The organism is Paenarthrobacter sp. NPDC090520 (genome assembly GCF_044769205.1).
Classification (GTDB): Bacteria; Actinomycetota; Actinomycetes; order Actinomycetales; family Micrococcaceae; genus Arthrobacter.
This window is the reverse complement of record NZ_JBIVXM010000012.1, coordinates 80,612-99,835: the sequence shown is the minus strand read 5'-3', so window position 1 is coordinate 99,835 and position 19,224 is coordinate 80,612. Positions and strand designations below refer to the sequence as shown.

The window sequence follows — 19,224 nt, the reverse complement described above, 5'->3', positions numbered from 1 at the left end:
AGCTAGATGTGGAGCAGGCTGGGCGCGGCGCCCAGGAGCTTCCGCGTGTAGTCGTTGCTGGGATTGTCGAAGACCTGCGCGCCCGTGCCTTGTTCGACGATCTTGCCGAAATACATGACGCAGATCCGGTCCGAGACGTAGCGGACGGTCTGGATATCGTGCGAAATGAACACCATGCCCAGGTTCAGCTGCGTCTTCAGGTCGGAGAGCAGGTTCAGCACCTGCGCCCGGACAGAGACGTCCAGGGCCGACGTCGGCTCGTCCGCCACAATGATGTCCGGTTCCAGCGCCAGTGCGCGGGCGATCGCCACGCGCTGGCGCTGGCCGCCGGAAACCTGCGACGGCGTCACTTCGGCCGCCGATTGCGGCAAGCCAACCAGCGCCAACAGTTCGCGGACCTTGGCGGCGCGGCTGGAAGCGTTGCCGATGCCGTGGACCTGCAGGGGATCGGTCAGGATGTCCTGGATGGTCATACGCGGGTTGAGCGCGGTGGACGGATCCTGGAACACCACGGAGACGGAGCGGCCGAACTCGCGGCGCATGGCTGCGCTGCGCTTGATGGCCGGCTTTCCGTGGAACAGGACACTGCCCGACGTCGGGGGCTGGAGTCCCACGAGCACTGACGCGAGCGTGGACTTGCCGCAGCCGGACTCACCAACGATGCCTACGGTTTCGCCGCGGCTGATGCTGAAGTCCACCCCGTCAACGGCCTTGACGATGTTGGGCCGGAACAGCCCGCCGGTGCGTGCCCGGTGATAGACCTTGACGTCCTTGAGCTCGATGACTGGTGTGCTCACTTCGCGTCCTCCTTCAGGTGGCTCGCCCAGTAGTGATCGGTGTCTTCGCCGCTGCTTGACGCCACGGAGGTGAGGACCAGTTTCTGGTGGGGATCGGCGTCGGGCCTCAGTGAGCGCGCCGCGAAACGGTCGCCCGTGGCGAAATCGCGCGGCGAAGGAACCGTGCCGGGGATCTGGTGGAGCCGTGTGGCGTCGGCTTCGATGGAGAGCACGGCGCCGAGCAAGCCCCGGGTGTATTCGTGCTTGGGGTTCTGCAGGAGCTCGGAAGCCTGTGCGGATTCCACTACCTGGCCGGCGTACATCACGGTGATGCGGTGGGCCAGGGAGGCGACCAGGGCGAGGTCGTGGCTGACGAACACCATGGCGAATCCGAGTTGCTCGCGGAGTTCGTTGAGGAGGTCCACCACCTGCTTCTGGACCGTGACGTCCAGCGCAGTGGTGGGCTCGTCGGCTACCACGATCTTCGGCGAACGGGACAGGGCCATGGCAATCAGCACCCGCTGGCGTTGTCCACCCGAGAGCTCGTGCGGGTAGCTGGCCAAGGTCCGGACAGGGTCCAGCTTGACCATTTCCAACAGCTCCGCGGGCGTCTTGCGGCCCCCGCGCTTGGTGAGCTGCTCCATTTGCTCCTTGATCTTCATGGACGGGTTCAGGGAGCTCAACGCGTCCTGGTAGACCATGGCGATCTGCTCACCGCGAAGGCCAACGTAGGCTTTCGGGTTGCTGTGCTTGGTGTTGGCGTCCAGGAGTTCCTTGCCATCGAAAGTGATGGATCCGGTGACCTGCGCCGTCTTCGGGAGGAGGCCCATGACGGCCAGCGAGGTGATCGACTTGCCGCAGCCGGACTCGCCGACCAGTCCCATGGTTTCGCCTTCCCGGACCGTGAAGGACACGTTGTCCACGATCGCGGTGTCGCCGAAGCGGCCGGGGAAACGGATGGACAGGTTCTTCACTTCAAGGACGTTGCGTGCGCCTGTCGGTACCTGCGGGAGGCGGTCGGTGCGCTTCGCTTCGATTTCTGCCAGCAACGCAAGTTCCCGGTCCAGGAGGAGGTGCGGGTTGGCGGCGTCTGGCCGAACATCGGCGAGCAGGTCTGACTGGCCGCCCCCGGAACCGGCCCCCGGGCCGGAAGCTGCGCGCACGCCGTCGAGCTCGTGTTCCTCCACAACGGAAGGCTGGGCGACGGAGGTGGCAACTTCGGTGTCCACGGTCAGGGCAGCGGTGGAGCCGTCGTCGTCCTTCACCACCGGAGCCCGGCGGAGCTTGGGGTTGACCATCGCGTCGGTAAGGCCCTCGGCGAGGATGTTCAGGGACAGTACGGTCAGCAGGATGGTGAGGCCGGCGAAGGTGGTGGCCCACCAGCCACCGGACAGGACCAGGTTGCGGCCGTAGGAAATCACGTTGCCCCACGACGGAGCAGGATCCTGCACGCCCGCGCCCAGGAAGGACAGGGAGGCTTCGAGGATGATCGCGTCGGCCACCATGACGGTGGCGAACACCAGCACGGGAGCAGCGGTGTTGCGGACGATGTGCTTGACCAGGATGTAGAACCGGCCGGCACCCATGACCCGCTCTGCCCGGACGTAGTCTTCGCCGTACTGGGCCAGGACGTTGGCGCGGACCACGCGGGCCAGTTGCGGGGTGTAGATGATGGCAATCGCGATGATGATGGTCGGGACGGAGTTGCCGAACGCTGCCAGGAGTACTGCTGCCAGGGCGATGCCCGGGAAGGCCATCAGGATGTCCATGATGCGCATGATGATCTCGTTCACGGACTTGCTGGACGTCGCGGCGAACGAACCCAGGAGCGCGCCCACCAGGATCGCGAGACCCACGGCGCCGAGGCCGATCATCAGCGAGGACTGCGCGCCGAACAGGAGCCGGGAGAAGATGTCGCGACCCAACCGGTCGGTGCCGAAGAAGTGCTCGGCGCCCGGCGGGGTGGCCGGAATGAAGGTCTCCAGCGGATCATGCGGCGCCAGGACCGGCGCCAGGATGGCTGCGAGGACAATGAGGATGAGGAAGAGCAGGGCGATACGCGATCCCCAGGGCAGGGCTTTGAAACGAAGGCCCGGGGCGCTCAGCCGATCTGCGAGCTTGCTGCGCATGAGCTATACCGTCCTGATTCGGGGGTTGATGAGCAGGTAAAGAAGGTCCACCACGATGTTCACCAGTACGAAGGTGACGGAGATGGTGAGCACCACGCCCTGGACGAGGTTGACGTCCAGGTTGGTGATGCCGTTGAGGATCAATTGGCCCATGCCGGGCAAGGCGAAAATCATTTCAATCACGACGGCGCCACCCAGCAGGTAGCCCACGCGGAGTCCCAGCACGGTCACCGGGGTGACGAGCGCGTTGCGGAGGACGTTCTTGGAAACAACCTCCCGGTAGGGGACACCGTTGCCGATGGCTGTGCGGACATAGTCGCGGTCCAGCTCTTCCACCATGGAGGTCCGGACCACGCGGATCAGTGAGGCGGACACGGGAATGCCGAGCGCCAAAGCCGGGAGCGCCATGGAGTTGAGCCAACCGCCAAAGCCGGATTCCGGCGTCGCAATTCCGCCCGAGGGGAACATCGGGTTCTCGCCGAGCGCGAACCACTGGATGAGCAGGATGCCGAGCCAGAACGACGGCGTGGCGATCGCGGCAATCGAAAAGACACGGACCAACTGGTCCTGCCACTTGTCGCGGTAGAGAGCGCCCATGATGCCGAAGGCGAGGGACAGGACGATCGCGATCACGACGCCCAGGAACGTCAGCTGCAACGTCAGGGGGAAAGCCGAACCGATCATGGAAGCGACGGACTTGGCAGGGGGAGTGGTGACCCCGAGATCGAACTGCAGGAGCTTGCCGAGGAAGCGGAAGTACTGCAGGACCAGGGGATCGTTGAGGCCATTCTCCTGGCGGTACTGCTGCTTCGCTTCTTCGCTGGCCCCGTCACCGAGGGCCGAGCTGGCCTGGTCGCCGGGAGCGGCCTGCAGGACGAGGAAGACGAGCAACGTGATGCCCAGGATCATCAATGGCAAGGCTGCAAGTCTGCGGCCAAGCAGACGCAATATCGTGACCAATTTGTTCTCCGGTAGGTTGGGAATTTCTTGGCTTGCGGGGCCTGCCCTGCGTGCTACTTGGGGGTTTTAGCGCACAGAGCAGGCCTCACAAGGAACTAGGCGGTTCGTCCGACGTCGACGAACGACAGGCCTGTGGTGGGCAGCGGCTTGAAGCCGTTGAGCTTCTTCTCGTCCCACGCGCTGGGAAGCTGGCGGTGGAAGATCGGGTAGAGCGGAAGTTCCTCGGAGACCAGGTCCACGATTTCGCCTACGGTCTTCTTGGCCTCATCGCCGGAGGCCTGCGAACCCTTGTTCATGAGGTCCTGCAGCTTGGTGCGCTCCGGAGTGGTCCAGAAGGCGCGCTTTTCCATCCAAGTTGCTCCCGAGTAGAACCAGCTCAGGAGCAGGTCCGCGTCGTTGCCGAAGACGGACGGATCGCCGGGGGCCGCGACCACGGTGTAATCGCCCTTGCCCACGCGGTCGCTGTACAAGGCACCGGACTGCAGGTTCTTGACGGTGACCTTGACGCCGGGGATCTTGTTCCAGGATTCGAGGATCAGCGGAGCAACGTCCTTGACCCAGGCGGTGTCAGTGGTCAGCAACTCGAATTCGAGGTTGCTGACTCCGGCCTGCTTCAGGAGGTCGGCAGCCTTGGAGGCGTCGTAGCCGTAGACGTTCTTGGCCTTGACGTAGTCCGGGTGGCCTTCCTGGAAGTACGAGCTGGCGGCCTTGGCGTTGCCGAACAGGGCCTTCTTGATGATGGCTTCCTTGTCCATGCCGTAGTGCAGGGCCTGGCGGACCAGCTTGTTGTCGAACGGAGCCTTGGCGCAGTTGAACATGAGGAACAGCAGGCCGAAGGACTGGACGGACTCCACCTTGACCTTGGACTTCAAGCCGTCCACGTCCAGGTAGGGAACGTCCTCAATGGCCTGGACGCGGCCGGACTGGACTGCGGTGACGCGGGCTGCGGCGTCGGAGAGCAGCAACCAGTTCATGCCCTTGGCCAGGGCGGGCTTGGGGCCGTTGTAGTCCGCGAACGCCTCGAACACGATCTTGTCGTCCTTGACCGCGGACACCAGCTTGTACGGGCCGGAGCCCACCGGCTTGGCGTCGAAGGCTTTGAGGTCGGTGGCGAGTGCCTTGGGAACGATCTTGACCACGGAAATGCGCGGGCCGAAGCCGGGGAAGGCGTACTTGAGCGTGAATTCCACGGTCTTCGCATCCACCGGCTTGACGTCCTGGATGAACGGAATGAACTGGGAGAACAGCGACTTGTTGGCCGGGTCCATCACGCGGGTGAAGGAGAAAGCAACGTCTTCGGTGGTGACGGGGGAGCCGTCGTGGAACTTGGCGCCGTCGCGGATGGTCACCTGGTAGGTGGTGTCGTTGACCTTCTTGGGGTCCGATGCCGCGAGGGCGTTGTAGGGCTGGCGGGTGGCCGGGTGCAGTTCGATGAGGCCTTCGAAGATGTGCAGGTTGGCGGCCATGGGCGTTGCGCCGGAGGAGCTCAGCGGGTCGAAGCCCGTGGACAGGGCGTAGGAGATGCCCGCCTCGATGATGAGGTCCTTGTTCACCGCCGCCGTGTTGCTTGCGTTGCTGGTGGTAGTGCTGGCAGCGCCGCCGCACGCAGAAAGGGTTGCCGTGAAGGCGGCTGCTGCACCAACTGCGCCGCTTAGCTTCAGGAAGTTCCGGCGGCTGGCGTCGTTGACCAGCGGCAGGCTGTGGATCGTCTTGCTCATAGGGTGCCTCACCATTCGAGTTTCGTGGGTTATCGGATGTAGGACGTCCGATGCTCGTATGGAAACTGTAAGGGCGGTCACAACGGAACGTCAAGCGGGAGTCGGGTGCCGGGGGAGCTGGCGGGGCCTCCGTGACCGGCGGTACAGGCCAGTAATGGCGGGAAATCCGAGGAATTCCCGCTACACACTTATCAAGGACGTGGGACATCCGATATTGTATGTTGCGAGTCACTCATTCTGTGGTGGGCGCTAAGCTCGCCTCAATATTAACACCGCGCTGCCCGGCACTGACGGGAGAGCGCATTGGCAAGGAGAGCGCCATGACAACTTCCGGTGTGGTTCCGCAAGCGCGGTTCAGTGCACAGGCACGCCTGCGTGCTTTGCAGTCGGACATTATGGAGCTGATCCTCGAACGCGAACTCGAAGCCGGCGATCCCTTGCCCACGGAAAGCGAGCTGTCGGTTGCTCTGGGTGTTGGGCGGAACACGCTCCGTGAGTCCCTGAAGGTGCTCCAGGCTCTGGGTGTCATCGAGATCCGCCACGGTTTCGGCATGTTCGTGGCCCCCAGCAACTTCGACGCGCTGGCCGACGGCCTCACGTTCCGCGGACGTTTGTCTCTGCGGCACCAAGGTCTCGAAGCCCTGCAATTGGTGGATGTCCGGCAGGCGCTCGAATCCGGACTCATTGGCACGTCCATCGACGTCATGACCCCCGATCAGCTTGCCCTGATCGAGGAAGCCGTCAAGCAGATGGAAGACCTGGCCGCTGCCGGCGAAAACTTCGTTGCCGCCGATGCCGAGTTCCACCGCCGCCTCTTCGAGCCCCTGAACAACGAACTCCTGATCAACCTCATGGGTGTGTTCTGGAAGGTCTACCGGAAGATCCATGTAGAGATCGGCGCGGGTAACGAGGACCTGGTCAAGACCGCAGCCATCCATCGCAACATCTACGCCGCCGTCGCTGCCGGGGACAAGGTGCTCGCAGCCGAGCTCCTGAACCGCCACTTCGACGGCATCCGCCGCCGCATCAGCGAGGCCGTTGGCGAGTAGCGCACGCAAACGCAAGGGCCGCCGTCGTGCTTTCCGCAAAAGTACGACGGCGGCCCTAGCGTTATCGTCGTGGCCACCCAACTGGGTCGCAGTTGTGCGCGTTTTGAGGACTCATAACGCGCACTAATGCGACTTAGTTGGGTGTTAGCCGCGCCAGCCGGCCACCAGGACTGAGCGCAGGTAGTCGTAGCGGAACTCGTTGATGTTGTCCTGGTCCGAGAGCGACGCGATCCGGTGCGGAAGCGCAGTACCCGTGAGCGCGCCGACGCCAAAAAGGTAGGCCCATTCGTGGAAACCCCGCGGCTTGTCCGGCAACGCCTGGCGCATCACCGTAATGAAGTCCCGCGCCATGGGATCGAAGTACTCGGCGAGGATGCCGCGTTCATGGGCCGCCGGATCTGAAGCCTCCCGGAGGACAAGCCGAGCGAAGAGTTTTCCATCCGGTGTTTCCTGCGCCCGCAACGTTGGCAGGAGGAACGCTTCGACGATTCGTTCGACGGCGTCACCCGCCGAGGTGTCGACGGCCAGGACCTCACGACGGCGTTCCTCGTTGAGGTGTTGATAGCGGGCGAAGATTGCCTTGTAAAGATCCAGCTTGGTGGCGAAGTGGTAGATCACCAGCGGCGCCGTGGTGCCTATGTCCTCGGCGACGGCACGCATGGTGGTTGCTTCGAAGCCCCGGTCCGCGAACATCCTGACGGCGGCATCAAGGATCTGCTCGCGCCGACGTGTTCCCGCGGTATTCCCTTGTACTTCTGTGGACATGGTTTCCAGTCTATAGCTCCGTTCCCGACGGTCGTTGACACAAACTGAATAGGTGTATAAATTCTATCCCATCCAGAAACTGAATGAGTGTCTAAATTCTGTTTCGCGCCGGGCAACGTCGCCCGATTAAGAAGGGATTTCCACCATGAAACGTGGAACCACATGGTTCATCCTCCTTGGATCGTTCGTCATCTACCTCTTCGATGCCCTCGAAATCGCAGTGCTTTCCTTCGCCTTGCCGGCCATCAGTGCCGAGCTGGGGCTGACGCCCTTGGCAGGAGGCTTGCTGGCCACCGCCACGCTCCTGGGCATGGGCTGCTCAAGCGTGATCACGGGATGGCTGGCTGACAACCGTGGCCGGCGCGTCGCGCTGATCGTGTCCATGGTGGTCTTCGTGGCACTGACCTCGGCCCTCTTTGTGGTGCCCAATTATGGGGTGTTCGTGGCTTTGAGGTTCCTTGCCGGCATTGGCTTGGGCGGTGTGTGGTCCGTTCTGTCGACCTACATCGTTGAATCCTGGCCGCCCTCGCAGCGCGGGCGGGCTGTCGCTTTCGTCTTGGCGGCCTATCCGTTGGGTGGAGCAAGTGCGGCTTTGATTGCCGGATTCTTCATGCCGGATTGGCGGCTGCTCTTCCTGGTCACCGGGTTGTCGGCGCTGGTTCCCTTGCTGATGGTGGTGTTCTTCTTCCCGGAGTCCAAAGCCTGGCTCGCCGAGCGGGCGGCGCGTTCGGCCGCCGTCGGCCGCCCTGCCAGCGTGACCGCACGGGAACTGTTCACTGGTCCATACCGGCGCCGCACCATCATTGCCACCTTGGTGGCTGTCTGCGCCTTCATTGGTTTCTATGGCGCTTCCACGTGGCTGCCCAGCTACCTTTCCAACGAACGGGGACTGGACCCACGGCAAGTGAGCCTTTTCATGACCGTACTGAACCTGGGCATGTTCCTTGGGTACCTCGCTTTCGGTTGGGTGGCTGACAAAATCGGCCGCCGCAACGCGATCATTCTTTCCCTCGCAGGAACGGGTGTGCTGATGCCTCTCTATGGGCTGGTCACCCACCAAGCAGTCCTGCTCTGGATGGGGCCGCTCTATGCCTTCTTTATGACTTTCGCCGGGCTTTTCGGTTCGTACCTTGGCGAGCTGTATCCCACGAGGATCCGTACCACCGGCGCCGGTTTCTGTTTCAACATCGGACGCGGCGTCGCAGCCTTCGCACCCTTGGCCATGGGCGGAATCGCGGCCTCTTGGGGGTTCTCTTCCGGTCTTATCCTCTCCGGGGCGGTGTTCCTGCTGGGCGCCTGCCTCATGTTCTTCCTCCCGCAGAGGCACACCGCCGATGTCGCCGAAACATATCCAGACAAGGAACCCGCCACGCATGCCTAAGCTCGTAGACCTGTCCGTCAGCCTCAGGGCCAACATCGCCTCCGATCCGCCAGGCCTGACCCCGGAGATCGAATACTTCGGTCATCAGGAAACCGCCCGCGATCTGGTCTCCTTCTTTCCCGGCCTGGCCGAGTCCGACTTGCCCGGAGGGGAAGGCTGGGCCATCGAGCGCATCACAGCCACTACCCACACCGGAACACACCTGGACGCCCCCTACCACTACGCCTCCACCATGGACGGCGGTGCGCGGGCCATCACCATCGACGAGGTTCCCCTGGAATGGTGCTTCGGCAGGGGAGTGAAGCTGGACTTCCGGACATTTGAAGACGGGTACGTTGCCACAGCGTCGGATGTGGAAGCGGAACTGGACCGGATTGGCCATGAACTCGCCCCGGGGGACATCGTCTTGGTCAACACAGCTGCCGGCACCCGCTACGGGCTGGACGACTACCTCTCCACAGGGTGCGGGATGGGCCGTGAAGCGACGCTCTACCTGACCAGCCGAGGCGTCCGGGTGACCGGTACCGATGCCTGGAGCTGGGATGCCCCGTTCATCCATACCGCTAAGCGATATGTGGAAACCGGCAATAACGACCTGATCTGGGAAGGGCACAAAGCGGGCATGGAGATCGGATACTGCCACATCGAAAAGCTCAGCAACCTGGAGATCCTTCCGAGCGCTGGTTTCCAGGTCTCCTGCTTCCCGGTGAAGGTTCACGGCGCGTCCGCCGGCTGGACCCGTGCCGTCGCGATCCTTGATGAGGAGGTTCCGCGGTGAAGTTCTTCCGGATGATGCACGACGGCGTACCTCGCCTTGGGCTGGCCGACGACGGTTTGGTTTCGGGCCGGCTTTACCCCGAAGGCCTCGAGGCCTTCGATGTGATTGCCTGGCCCTGGCAGTCCTCCAGCGGTGCGCTGGTGGACCTGCAGGACGCCGAGCTCCTGCCGCCGTTTGAGGTCACGAGCATCCGGGACTTCATCACCTTTGAGCAGCACACGGTGGGTGCCCTCCGCTCCGTTGCTCCGGACAAGGGCATACCCCCGACCTGGTACGAGGCCCCCGCGTTCTACTTTACGAATCCGCACGCGGCCGTTGGCCACAACGCCACCGTCCCGATGGCGCCGGGCACGCAGCAATTCGACTTCGAACTGGAAGTAGCCGCCGTGATAGGCGCTGACGGATACAACCTCTCGGTGGAGGAAGCCGAGGAACACATCGTCGGCTACATGATCTTGAACGACTGGTCCGCCCGCGATCTGCAGCGCGCCGAAATGGCTGTCGGGCTGGGGCCCGCCAAGGGCAAGGACACGGCCACCTCGCTGGGCCCCTTCTTCGTTACCAAGGACGAGGTTGCGGATGCCACCTCGGATGGCTTCCTGGATCTTGGCATGAGCGTGTCTATTAACGGACAGGTGTTGGCCACGGATTCCCTGGCCAACATGGCGTGGAGCTTCGCTGAGTTGGTGGCCTATGCCAGCCGCGGAACGTGGGTGCGGCGTGGGGATGTCCTCGGCTCCGGCACGGGCGGTGGCGGCTGCCTCGCCGAGTTCTGGGGTTGGTACGGTTCCCAGACGCCACCACCGCTCAAGGCAGGTGACTCTGTAAGCCTGACGGTCGACCGGCTTGGCACTTTAACCAACGTGGTGGGCCAGGCCGCGCCTGTCCATCCGCTCCCACGGGCCCGCTGCCGGGCTTACGCCCCGCCAACGCCGTTCGCTCCGGGCGCCTGAGCTGCGCGGCACCCAGCCGTATTTGTATGCAAAAGGCGAGGGCCGCCGTCGTACTTTACGTAAAGTACGACGGCGGCCCTCGCGTTAGCGTCGCAGCCGCCCCAACTGGGTCGCAGTTGTGCGCGTTTAGAGGGCGCTAAACGCGCACAACTGCGACTTAGTTGGGGAGGCGTGTAGTTGGGTGCGCGTGGGGAAAGAAAAAAGACCCGCACCGGCGAACCGGTGCGGGTCTTCATTTGTGCGCCCAAAGGGATTCGAACCCCTGACCTTCTGTTCCGTAGACAGACGCTCTATCCAGCTGAGCTATGGGCGCATTTCGCGTGATTCTCGGCGGTGTGTTTCTCTGACCCCCTCGAACCTCAATAAACTTTACAGAAGTTCATGTGAAGTTCCAAATCGGAAAGCTGTAATCTAGCTAACTAGACCGGTCTAGGTGACCTTCGTCACTTAAAATGAGCGTCTTGAAACGCAGATCCTTGAATTTCCGCGGTTTTTGTTTTTTGGTTCCTTGGTTGTCCGATGTCTGACAGCGGATTGGTCTGGTCCGCGCCCCCTATCGTTTAGGACACACCACCGAACCCGAGGGAAGGGAACCGCAATGGGCGATCTGGCGCGACTGCCGCTGCTTGAGAAGGCACCTACTACGCATGCACGCCTGCTGGCCTGGGTTGAGGAAGTTGCCGAGCTGACCCAGCCGGACCGCATCCACTGGGTTGACGGTAGCGAAGCAGAAAACAAGAAGCTGACCGACGAACTCGTCGAGGCCGGCACCCTGAAGCGGCTCAACCCGGAAACGTTCCCGAACTCCTTCGCAGCGTTCTCCGATCCTGCAGACGTTGCCCGTGTTGAAGAGCAGACCTTCATCTGCTCCGAGAACGAGCGCGATGCAGGCTTCACCAACAACTGGATGGCCCCGGCCGAGATGAAGCAGAAGCTGCGCGGACTGTTCGCCGGCTCCATGCGCGGCCGCACCATGTACGTCATCCCGTTCGTCATGGGCCACTTGGATGCTGAAGACCCCAAGTTCGGCGTTGAGATCACCGACTCCGCCTACGTCGTGGCTTCCATGCGCATCATGGCCCGCATCGGCACGGACGTCCTGGACCGCATCACCCAGACCGACGCCTTCTTCGTTCCCGCCCTGCACTCCCTGGGCGCACCGCTGGAGGCAGGGCAGGCCGATGTTGCCTGGCCGTGCAACCCGGAAAAGTGGATTGTCCACTTCCCCGAAGAGCGCTCCATCTGGTCCTTCGGCTCCGGCTACGGCGGCAACGCCCTGCTGGGCAAGAAGTGCTACGCACTGCGTATCGCCTCGGTCATGGCCCGCGATGAGGGCTGGCTGGCTGAGCACATGCTCATCCTCAAGCTGACCTCCCCGGAGCAGAAGACCTACTACGTCTCCGCTGCGTTCCCGTCCGCTTGCGGCAAGACCAACCTCGCGCTGCTCGACCCCACCATCAAGGGCTGGAAGGTCGAGACCCTGGGCGACGACATCACCTGGATGCGCTTCGGCAAGGAAGGCGAACTTCGCGCCGTCAACCCCGAAGCCGGCCTGTTCGGCGTTGCACCGGGCACCGGTTGGGGCACCAACCCGAACGCCATGCGCGCCATCGCCAAGGGCAACAGCATCTTCACCAACGTTGCGCTGACCGATGACGGCGGCGTCTGGTGGGAAGGCATGACCGAGGAAACCCCGGCCCACCTGACCGACTGGCGCGGTGAGTCCTGGACTCCGGACTCGGACAAGCCTGCCGCCCACCCGAACTCCCGCTTCTGCACGCCGATCGACCAGATCGACATGCTGGCCGAAGAGTACTTCAGCCCCGAGGGTGTTGAGCTCTCCGCCATCCTGTTCGGTGGCCGCCGCAAGACCACCATCCCGCTGGTCACCGAGGCCCGCGACTGGTCCAACGGCATCTTCATGGGCTCCACGCTCTCCTCGGAGACCACTGCTGCCGCGGCCGGCGCAGTTGGTGTTGTCCGCCGCGACCCCATGGCCATGCTGCCGTTCATCGGCTACGACGCCGGCGACTACCTGAACCACTGGGTCAACCTGTCCGCCAAGGGCAACCCGGAGCGCCTGCCGAAGATCTTCCTGGTCAACTGGTTCCGCCGCACGGCCGAGGGTGGCTTCGCCTGGCCGGGCTTCGGGGACAACGCCCGTGTGCTCAAGTGGGCCATCGAGCGCCTCGAGGGCAAGGCCGACGCGGTGGAGACTCCGATCGGCTTCGTTCCGACCGGCGACTCGATCGACCTGGAAGGCCTGGACATGACCCCGGCCGAGGTTGAGGCTGCGGTTCGCGTTGACGCTGACGAGTGGGCAACCGAGTTCGCCTCCATCGAGGAATGGTTCGCCAACTTCGGTGGATCGCTCCCGGCGGCGCTCCAGTCCGAGCTGGATGGCCTGAAGAGCCGCCTGGCCTAGACCCCTTAGGGACAACGGCGTCCTTAAGTGCACGACGACGGCCTGTCGCCTTTCGCTGGAAAGGTGACAGGCCGCCGTCGTGGTTTAAGCGTTAGTTGGCGAGCCAGACGTCCGGTCCGAAGACTTCGTAGTGGATGCGGGTGGCCGGAATGCCCGCCTCGATGGCTTCGTCCCGGATCTTCTTCATGAAGGGCAGTGGGCCGCAGAGGTACAGCGAGGCATCCGCGGGCAGGTCGACTTCGCGCAGGGACATGAAACCTTCTTTGGCGCCGGACTGCGGGGTCTCGAGCCAGAGCTGCAGTTGGGCATCGATCCTCGCAGCGTCCGCGGTCATCTGGCCGCTGAGCGCCCAGCTCTCCATGGACCGTTCGGCGTGCAGCACCAGGACATCGCGTTCCGTACCGGTGTCCGCGAGGGAGCGCAGGATGGACGCCGTGGGGGTGCAGCCGATCCCCGCCGAGGCGAGGACTACGGGGCCGTCGCCTTCCTTGAGCGTGATCTCGCCGTACGGGTTGGAGATTTCCAGGATGTCGCCGGGCTCGACGGCGGTATGAAGGGCGGTGGACACCTCGCCGCCGTCGTTGAGCTTGGTGGTGAAAATCCGGCTGCTGCCGGCGCTGCCGGAGAGTGAGTACTGGCGGACCTGGCGGAGGCCATCGGGCAGCGTCACCTTGACGCTGACGTACTGGCCGGGCTTTGCCGCGGTGACGGGCGTGTCATCGGCGGGTTCAAGGGTGAAGGTCATGGAGTCCTTGCCCGCGGCTTCCTTGGCCACCACCCGCCACGGCATCCACATCATCGTGTTGGCCTGGGCTGCGTAGAGGTCCTTCTCCAGTTTGATCAGCGCATCGGCCATGAGCCAGTAGACCTCGGTCCACGCCTCGGCGATCTCTGGAGTAATGACGTCAGCCAGGTCAGCGGCGATGGCGGCGAACAGATGCTCATAGACCACTCCGTACTGTTCCTCGGTGATCCCCAAGGAGGCGTGCTTGTGGGCGATGCGGGAGAGTACCTTCTCCGGAAGGGTTCCCGGGTTGTTCACCAGGTGGGTCGCGAACGCGGCGATGCTCCCGGCCAAGGCCTTCTGCTGCTCTCCCGAGCGCTGGTTGGAGCGGCTGAAAAGCCCATCCAGGAGTTCGGGGTGGGCGGTGAAGAGGCGGTTGTAAAAATCAGCGGTGATCTCGCCAATCCGCGATCCGACCAGCGGAAGAGTTGCTTCAATGATGGGGCGGGACTTCTCCGAGAGCATGGTTCTCCTGGGGTTGGGGTCCGGCTGGTTGTCCGGACGCGAGCGGTAATATACGTATTTGAAATGCTTGTATTTACAGCTCAATTTCTACTCCTTGTAGAAAAGATGTGCAAATCGCGACGCAGCGTGTCGCGGAAGGGTGTTACGGAGCGGCGACCGCGGCTTCGGTTGCTGGGGATATCCCGGCCTGGAACTGTGGCCGCAGTCCAATGGTTTGGAACACCGGGGCCATCTGGCGGGCGTGCGGCAGTGACGCAATCACCACGCCATCGAGCTCCCGGTAGAAGGCTTCCCGCGCCCGTTTCATGGCGTGGCGGAGCCCGCACTCGGTGAGGAGGGGGCAGTCGCCGTTGGGGGACTGGCACTCGGCCGGGTCCTGGCGGCTGTCGAGTTGGCGGAGGAGTTGGCCTACGGTGGCCTTCCTTCCCGAGGCGTTCAAGCGCGAGCCGCCCAGCCGTCCGCGTTCAACATCGATCAGCCCGAGCTCCCGGAGCCGGACCATGGCCTTGCTGACGTGGTTGTAGGGCGTGCCAACAGCATCCGCCACAGCCTGTGTGGTCAACAGCGTTCCGTCGGGAGCTGCGGCCAGGACCATGACAGCGCGGAGGCTCACATCTGCGAACGCGTTGATCTTCATGGCATTTGCCTAACGTCGTGAGGTCTAGTCCACCCAGACGGTGGGCTCATGGGTGTCTGCTTCCATGGCACCGAAGGTGAAACCGTCGTTGGTTTGCGTGTAAGGAACGATGGCAGCCAGGACTCCGCCATCCCGGTGCTCGGCTGCGCCGGTGATGCCGTCCGATCCATGGTCCGGCAAGGATACGTCATAGGCAATGGCCACGGCCCGGTAGCCGTCACGGCCTTGGCGCAACAACTCCTGGACGTCGGACAGCATTTGTTCCGCGTCCAGCTCACCGTTCTCATCCGGCTCGTTCGGGGTGACCAGGACGATGCGGAGCTCGCCGTCGTGGGACAGCGTGATGCCGAAGGGGAGGAAGCCGCCGTTCTGGAGCAGGTGTTCCTGGGCCGTGCCAATGGCGGTGCCCAGGGTGTCGCGGAGCTCGCGGTCCTGGTCAGGATTGGAGTCTTGTCCAGCCGGTTGCCCCGTTGCTTGAGGTGTTTGGCTCATGGTGTCAGTATTCCTCTGCGTTGCTAGCCCCGGACGATTGCCAGGACGCGGTCGCGGATCTTTTCCATGGTGGCGTGGTCCTTGGCTTCGGCGTTCAGCCGGAGGAAGGGCTCGGTGTTGGAAGGGCGGAGGTTGAACCACCAGCTGCCGTCCTTGGCGCTGAAGGTGCTGCCATCCATGTGGTCAATCTCGATGTCTTCGGAGGCGAAATCAGCGCGGACGCGTTCCACGGCTGCGGCCTTGTCCTCGATTTCCGAGTTGATCTCACCGGAGGAAACGTAGGGTTCGTACTGGCGGCCGAGCTCGGACAACGGACCGTCCTGCTCACCCAACGCAGCCAGGACGTGCATGGCTGCCAGCATGCCGGTGTCTGCGTTCCAGAAGTCACGGAAGTAGAAGTGTGCCGAGTGCTCTCCACCAAACACTGCTCCCTCTTGGGCCATCACTGCCTTAATGAAGGAGTGGCCCACGCGGGTACGGACCGCGCGGCCACCGTCCTGGGCCACGAGTTCCGGCACGGCCTTGGACGTCAGCAGGTTGTGGATGATCACCGGGGTTTCTTCGCCGGCCGCCTTCGCGCGGGCGATTTCCCGGCGGGCCACCATGGCGGTGATGGCCGACGGCGATACAGGCTCGCCCTTCTCGTCGACCACGAAGCACCGGTCGGCATCGCCGTCGAAGGCCAGGCCGATGTCGGCGCCGTGCTTGAGGACCGCTGCCTGGAGGTCGCGCAGGTTCTCCGGTTCCAAAGGGTTGGCGGGGTGGTTCGGGAACGAACCATCCAGCTCGAAGTACAGTGGAACGATCTCAAAAGGCAGGCCGGGGAGCAGCTTGTCGCCCAACACTGCCGGGGTGGTCAACCCGGCCATGCCGTTGCCGGCATCCACAACAACCTTCAAACGCCGCGACCCGGAAAGGTCCACGAGCTTGCGCAGGTACTCGGCGTAGTCCTTCAGGACATCCCGCACGCCGATCTGGCCGCGCTTGGCGGCTGCCGGGATGCTGCCCTGGTTTAGGTATTCCTCGGCCAGGGCCTGGATCTCCTTCAGGCCACTTTCGGAAGAAATGGGCTGGGCGCCGGCCTTGGCCATCTTGATGCCGTTGTATTCGGCCGGGTTGTGGCTCGCGGTGAACGTGGCACCGGCGGCGTTCAACGCACCGCAGGCGTAGTAGAGCTCGTCAGTGGAAATCAGATCCAGCAACTGCACGTCCGCGCCACGGGCAGCGGCGCCCTTGGCGAACGCCTGGCTGAACTCCGGCGAGGACGGACGCATATCGCCACCCACCAGGACCGTCTGGCCCTCAAGGCCAAGAACGTCAATGAAGGCAGCACCCACGGCCTGGACAATCTCAGCCGTAATGGATTCCCCCACGATGCCCCGGACGTCGTACGCCTTGAAGGAAGCCGAGAGGTCGAAAGTCTTGTTCTGCTCGCTAGTCACGCGCTCAATCCTACTGTGGCAGTGCAAATGGGCATGAACCGGCGCAGGCTACATGTGGATAGACGTTGTCCACATAGCCCGTCGTCGGGGTCCTGGCTGTCAGGGCCGGCTGCAATACTGGGGTACATGGCCTCCAACCCCCACATTCCCTCTGTTTCCGTGCAAACACCTACCCGTGAGCAGGCCCTCGCCTGCCTCCGTGAACTCGTGGGGCACCCGGAGGCGGAGTTCCACGACGGCCAGTTTGAGGCCATCGAGGCCTTGGTGGACGGCGGGAGGCGGGCATTGGTGGTCCAGCGCACGGGTTGGGGGAAATCGGCGGTCTACTTCGTCTCCTCCCTGTTGCTGCGCAGGCGCGGTGCTGGCCCCACGCTGATCGTCTCGCCACTGCTTGCCCTCATGCGGGACCAGGTTGCGGCCGCTGCGAGAGCCGGTGTGCGCGCGGTGGCCATCAACTCGGCCAATGCCCTGGAGTGGGACTCCGTCCTGGAACAGCTCGCGGCCGACGACGTTGACGTCTTGTTGGTGTCCCCGGAACGGCTCACCAACCCCTCCTTCCGGGAGAACCAGCTTCCTGAACTGATCAGGCGCACCGGCCTGCTGGTGATCGATGAGGCCCACTGTATTTCGGACTGGGGGCACGACTTCAGGCCCGACTACCGGCGGATCGCGGACCTGATCGCCCAGCTTCCGCAGAGTGTGCCCGTGCTGGCCACTACCGCCACGGCCAACTCCCGCGTGGTCCATGACATCGAAGAACAACTCGGCGAAAGCGTCCTGACCATCAGGGGAGCTCTGGGCCGGGAATCCCTGCGACTCGGCGTGCTGAATCTTGAGAACTCCCGGGACAGGCTTGGCTGGTTGCTGACCCACCTCGCAGACCTGCCTGGCAGTGGAATCATCTACACGCTCACAGTCTCGGCGGCCGAGGACACCGCGAGGCTGCTCGCCGAAGCCGGGCACAACGTCTTGTCCTATACCGGCAGGACGGATCCCGCCGAACGGGAGCGCGCCGAGCAACTCCTGAAGGACAACCAGGTCAAGGCCCTCGTTGCCACGTCCGCGTTGGGCATGGGCTTCGACAAGCCTGACCTCGGATTCGTTATCCACCTGGGGGCGCCGTCCTCGCCGGTGGCGTACTACCAGCAAGTGGGCCGTGCTGGACGTGGGGCAGCCAACGCCGATGTCCTCCTGCTCCCGGGCTCTGAGGACCGTGAAATCTGGCAGTACTTCGCCACGGCCTCCATGCCCTCCGCGGAAAAGGCCGCGGCCGTGCTGGACGTCCTCGCGGATGCAGGGTCTGCACTGTCCACGGTTGCCCTGGAAGCCCGCGTAGACCTGCGCCGGACACCACTTGAGTTGCTGCTCAAGGTCCTTGCCGTGGACGGCGCCGTGGAGCGCGTGGGCGGAGGATGGCGGTCCACCGGCCAGCCGTGGGTCTATGACGCCGAGCGCTACTCGCGTATTGCCGAGGCCCGGGTGGACGAGCAGGACTCCATGATCATCTACCAGGACACCTCAGGGTGCCGCATGGAGTACATCACCTCCGTGCTCGACGACGAGACCGCAGCACCGTGCGGACGCTGCGACAATTGCGCCGGACGCTGGTTTCCGGACGATATTGCCGCGGCCGCGGTGGACGCCGCAGGACAGACACTGCGCAGGGTGGGCATCGCTGTGGAACCCCGCCTGCAGTGGCCGTCCGGGATGGACCGGTTGGGCGTTCCCGTCAAGGGCAAGATCAAGCCGGACGAGGGCATCGCTGAAGGGCGTGTGCTGGCCCGTCTCACGGACTTGGGCTGGGGCGGTGCGCTTCGCGAGCTCTTCGCGGCAGGAGCTGCTGACCGTGAGGTGGACCCGGCCATGCTCCAGGCCTGCGTGCAGGTCCTGCGCGAGTGGTCCGGCGCGGATGGCGGAACTGCCTGGAGCGGGGTGGGCAGGCCTGCTGCCGTGGTGAGCCTTCCCTCCAGGAGCAAGCCGCAGTTGGTGGACTCACTGGCGCGAGGGATCGCCGGGATCGGACGCATGCCCTACCTGGGGTCCCTGCAGCCCCAGCACGGCGGACCCACGGGGTCCCGCGGAGGCAACAGTGCCTACCGGCTTGCAGGAGTTTGGGACCGGCTGGTGGTGGGACCGGAACTGGGCCAAGCGCTCGCCGGAACCGCTGGGCAACCAGTGCTTCTGGTGGATGACCTCGTTGACAGCCGCTGGACCATGGCCGTGGCCGCCCGGGCCCTGCGGCTGGCCGGTGCAGGGCCGGTCCTTCCGCTGGCGTTGGCGCAGGCTGGGTAGAAGGTCTCCCCGGGCACGGCTGTCGCGGCCCACAGCGGCGGAACTGCGAGTGCCGGGCAACGTCCTGGGACGTAAGGCTGTGTCATTTTGTGATCGCTCCCACATTGTCTCTATAGGATCGATGAAACACGCCAGATAGCCCCGTGCGGGCCGTCCATCCTGACTTTGGACCGGAGCA

Annotated in this window: 15 protein-coding genes and 1 tRNA gene; 6 read left to right on the top strand and 10 right to left on the bottom strand. The window is 63.9% G+C overall.

The features are described from left to right. Positions 1 to 2: 2 nt before the first annotated feature. From ACIQTZ_RS15490 to ACIQTZ_RS15475, 4 genes are all read right to left on the bottom strand, one after another. A complete protein-coding gene (locus ACIQTZ_RS15490) occupies positions 3 to 797 on the bottom strand; it encodes an ATP-binding cassette domain-containing protein (protein WP_402982081.1) in 795 nt (264 codons plus the stop codon). Continuing rightward, positions 794 to 2,905, bottom strand: a complete 2,112-nt coding sequence (locus ACIQTZ_RS15485; protein ID WP_402982079.1) for a dipeptide/oligopeptide/nickel ABC transporter permease/ATP-binding protein — start codon at positions 2,903 to 2,905, stop codon at positions 794 to 796. The genes ACIQTZ_RS15490 and ACIQTZ_RS15485 overlap by 4 nt, the downstream gene beginning before the upstream one ends. Positions 2,906 to 2,908: 3 nt before the next feature. Further along, entirely contained in the window at positions 2,909 to 3,865 is a 957-nt protein-coding gene (locus ACIQTZ_RS15480) for an ABC transporter permease (RefSeq protein WP_400335861.1), read from the bottom strand. Positions 3,866 to 3,960: 95 nt separating this feature from the next. Then, a complete protein-coding gene (locus ACIQTZ_RS15475) occupies positions 3,961 to 5,583 on the bottom strand; it encodes an ABC transporter substrate-binding protein (protein WP_400335864.1) in 1,623 nt (540 codons plus the stop codon). A gap of 320 nt (positions 5,584 to 5,903) precedes the next feature. Here ACIQTZ_RS15475 and ACIQTZ_RS15470 point away from each other — a divergent pair, with 320 nt between their 5' ends. After that, positions 5,904 to 6,632, top strand: a complete 729-nt coding sequence (locus ACIQTZ_RS15470) for a FadR/GntR family transcriptional regulator (RefSeq protein ID WP_400335866.1) — start codon at positions 5,904 to 5,906, stop codon at positions 6,630 to 6,632. 144 nt (positions 6,633 to 6,776) lie between these two features. Here the strand turns inward: ACIQTZ_RS15470 and ACIQTZ_RS15465 are convergent, their stop codons facing one another. Next, complete coding sequence (locus ACIQTZ_RS15465) at positions 6,777 to 7,397, bottom strand: TetR/AcrR family transcriptional regulator (protein WP_402982075.1); 621 nt, start codon at positions 7,395 to 7,397, stop codon at positions 6,777 to 6,779. A gap of 145 nt (positions 7,398 to 7,542) precedes the next feature. On the opposite strand from ACIQTZ_RS15465, the gene ACIQTZ_RS15460 reads away from it, so the two are divergent. The 3 genes from ACIQTZ_RS15460 to ACIQTZ_RS15450 are packed head-to-tail and all read left to right on the top strand — an operon-like array spanning position 7,543 to position 10,509. Continuing rightward, positions 7,543 to 8,778 carry an MFS transporter gene (locus ACIQTZ_RS15460; RefSeq protein WP_402982074.1) on the top strand — a complete coding sequence of 412 codons (1,236 nt, stop codon included), beginning with the start codon at positions 7,543 to 7,545 and terminating at the stop codon, positions 8,776 to 8,778. Next, complete coding sequence (locus ACIQTZ_RS15455; RefSeq protein WP_402982072.1) at positions 8,771 to 9,556, top strand: cyclase family protein; 786 nt, start codon at positions 8,771 to 8,773, stop codon at positions 9,554 to 9,556. The genes ACIQTZ_RS15460 and ACIQTZ_RS15455 overlap by 8 nt, the downstream gene beginning before the upstream one ends. Beyond that, positions 9,553 to 10,509 (top strand): fumarylacetoacetate hydrolase family protein, encoded by a 957-nt coding sequence (locus ACIQTZ_RS15450; protein WP_402982070.1) that lies wholly within the window; start codon positions 9,553 to 9,555, stop codon positions 10,507 to 10,509. The genes ACIQTZ_RS15455 and ACIQTZ_RS15450 overlap by 4 nt, the downstream gene beginning before the upstream one ends. A 239-nt stretch (positions 10,510 to 10,748) precedes the next feature. Here ACIQTZ_RS15450 and ACIQTZ_RS15445 read toward each other — a convergent pair. Beyond that, positions 10,749 to 10,822, bottom strand: a tRNA-Arg gene (locus tag ACIQTZ_RS15445). Positions 10,823 to 11,107: 285 nt separating this feature from the next. Here ACIQTZ_RS15445 and ACIQTZ_RS15440 point away from each other — a divergent pair. Further along, positions 11,108 to 12,934 carry a phosphoenolpyruvate carboxykinase (GTP) gene (locus tag ACIQTZ_RS15440; RefSeq protein ID WP_402982069.1) on the top strand — a complete coding sequence of 609 codons (1,827 nt, stop codon included), beginning with the start codon at positions 11,108 to 11,110 and terminating at the stop codon, positions 12,932 to 12,934. A gap of 91 nt (positions 12,935 to 13,025) precedes the next feature. Here ACIQTZ_RS15440 and ACIQTZ_RS15435 read toward each other — a convergent pair whose 3' ends face one another. The 4 genes from ACIQTZ_RS15435 to ACIQTZ_RS15420 form a co-directional block, all read right to left on the bottom strand. Then, complete coding sequence (locus tag ACIQTZ_RS15435; protein ID WP_402982151.1) at positions 13,026 to 14,183, bottom strand: globin domain-containing protein; 1,158 nt, start codon at positions 14,181 to 14,183, stop codon at positions 13,026 to 13,028. A gap of 142 nt (positions 14,184 to 14,325) precedes the next feature. Beyond that, complete coding sequence (locus ACIQTZ_RS15430; protein ID WP_400335880.1) at positions 14,326 to 14,820, bottom strand: RrF2 family transcriptional regulator; 495 nt, start codon at positions 14,818 to 14,820, stop codon at positions 14,326 to 14,328. 24 nt (positions 14,821 to 14,844) lie between these two features. Then, positions 14,845 to 15,312 carry a hypothetical protein gene (locus ACIQTZ_RS15425; protein WP_402982067.1) on the bottom strand — a complete coding sequence of 156 codons (468 nt, stop codon included), beginning with the start codon at positions 15,310 to 15,312 and terminating at the stop codon, positions 14,845 to 14,847. A gap of 23 nt (positions 15,313 to 15,335) precedes the next feature. Then, positions 15,336 to 16,754, bottom strand: coding sequence for a phosphomannomutase/phosphoglucomutase (locus ACIQTZ_RS15420; RefSeq protein WP_402982065.1), 1,419 nt, complete (start codon positions 16,752 to 16,754; stop codon positions 15,336 to 15,338). Positions 16,755 to 16,880: 126 nt separating this feature from the next. On the opposite strand from ACIQTZ_RS15420, the gene ACIQTZ_RS15415 reads away from it, so the two are divergent. Next, positions 16,881 to 19,046 (top strand): RecQ family ATP-dependent DNA helicase, encoded by a 2,166-nt coding sequence (locus tag ACIQTZ_RS15415; protein ID WP_402982063.1) that lies wholly within the window; start codon positions 16,881 to 16,883, stop codon positions 19,044 to 19,046. Positions 19,047 to 19,224: the final 178 nt, after the last annotated feature.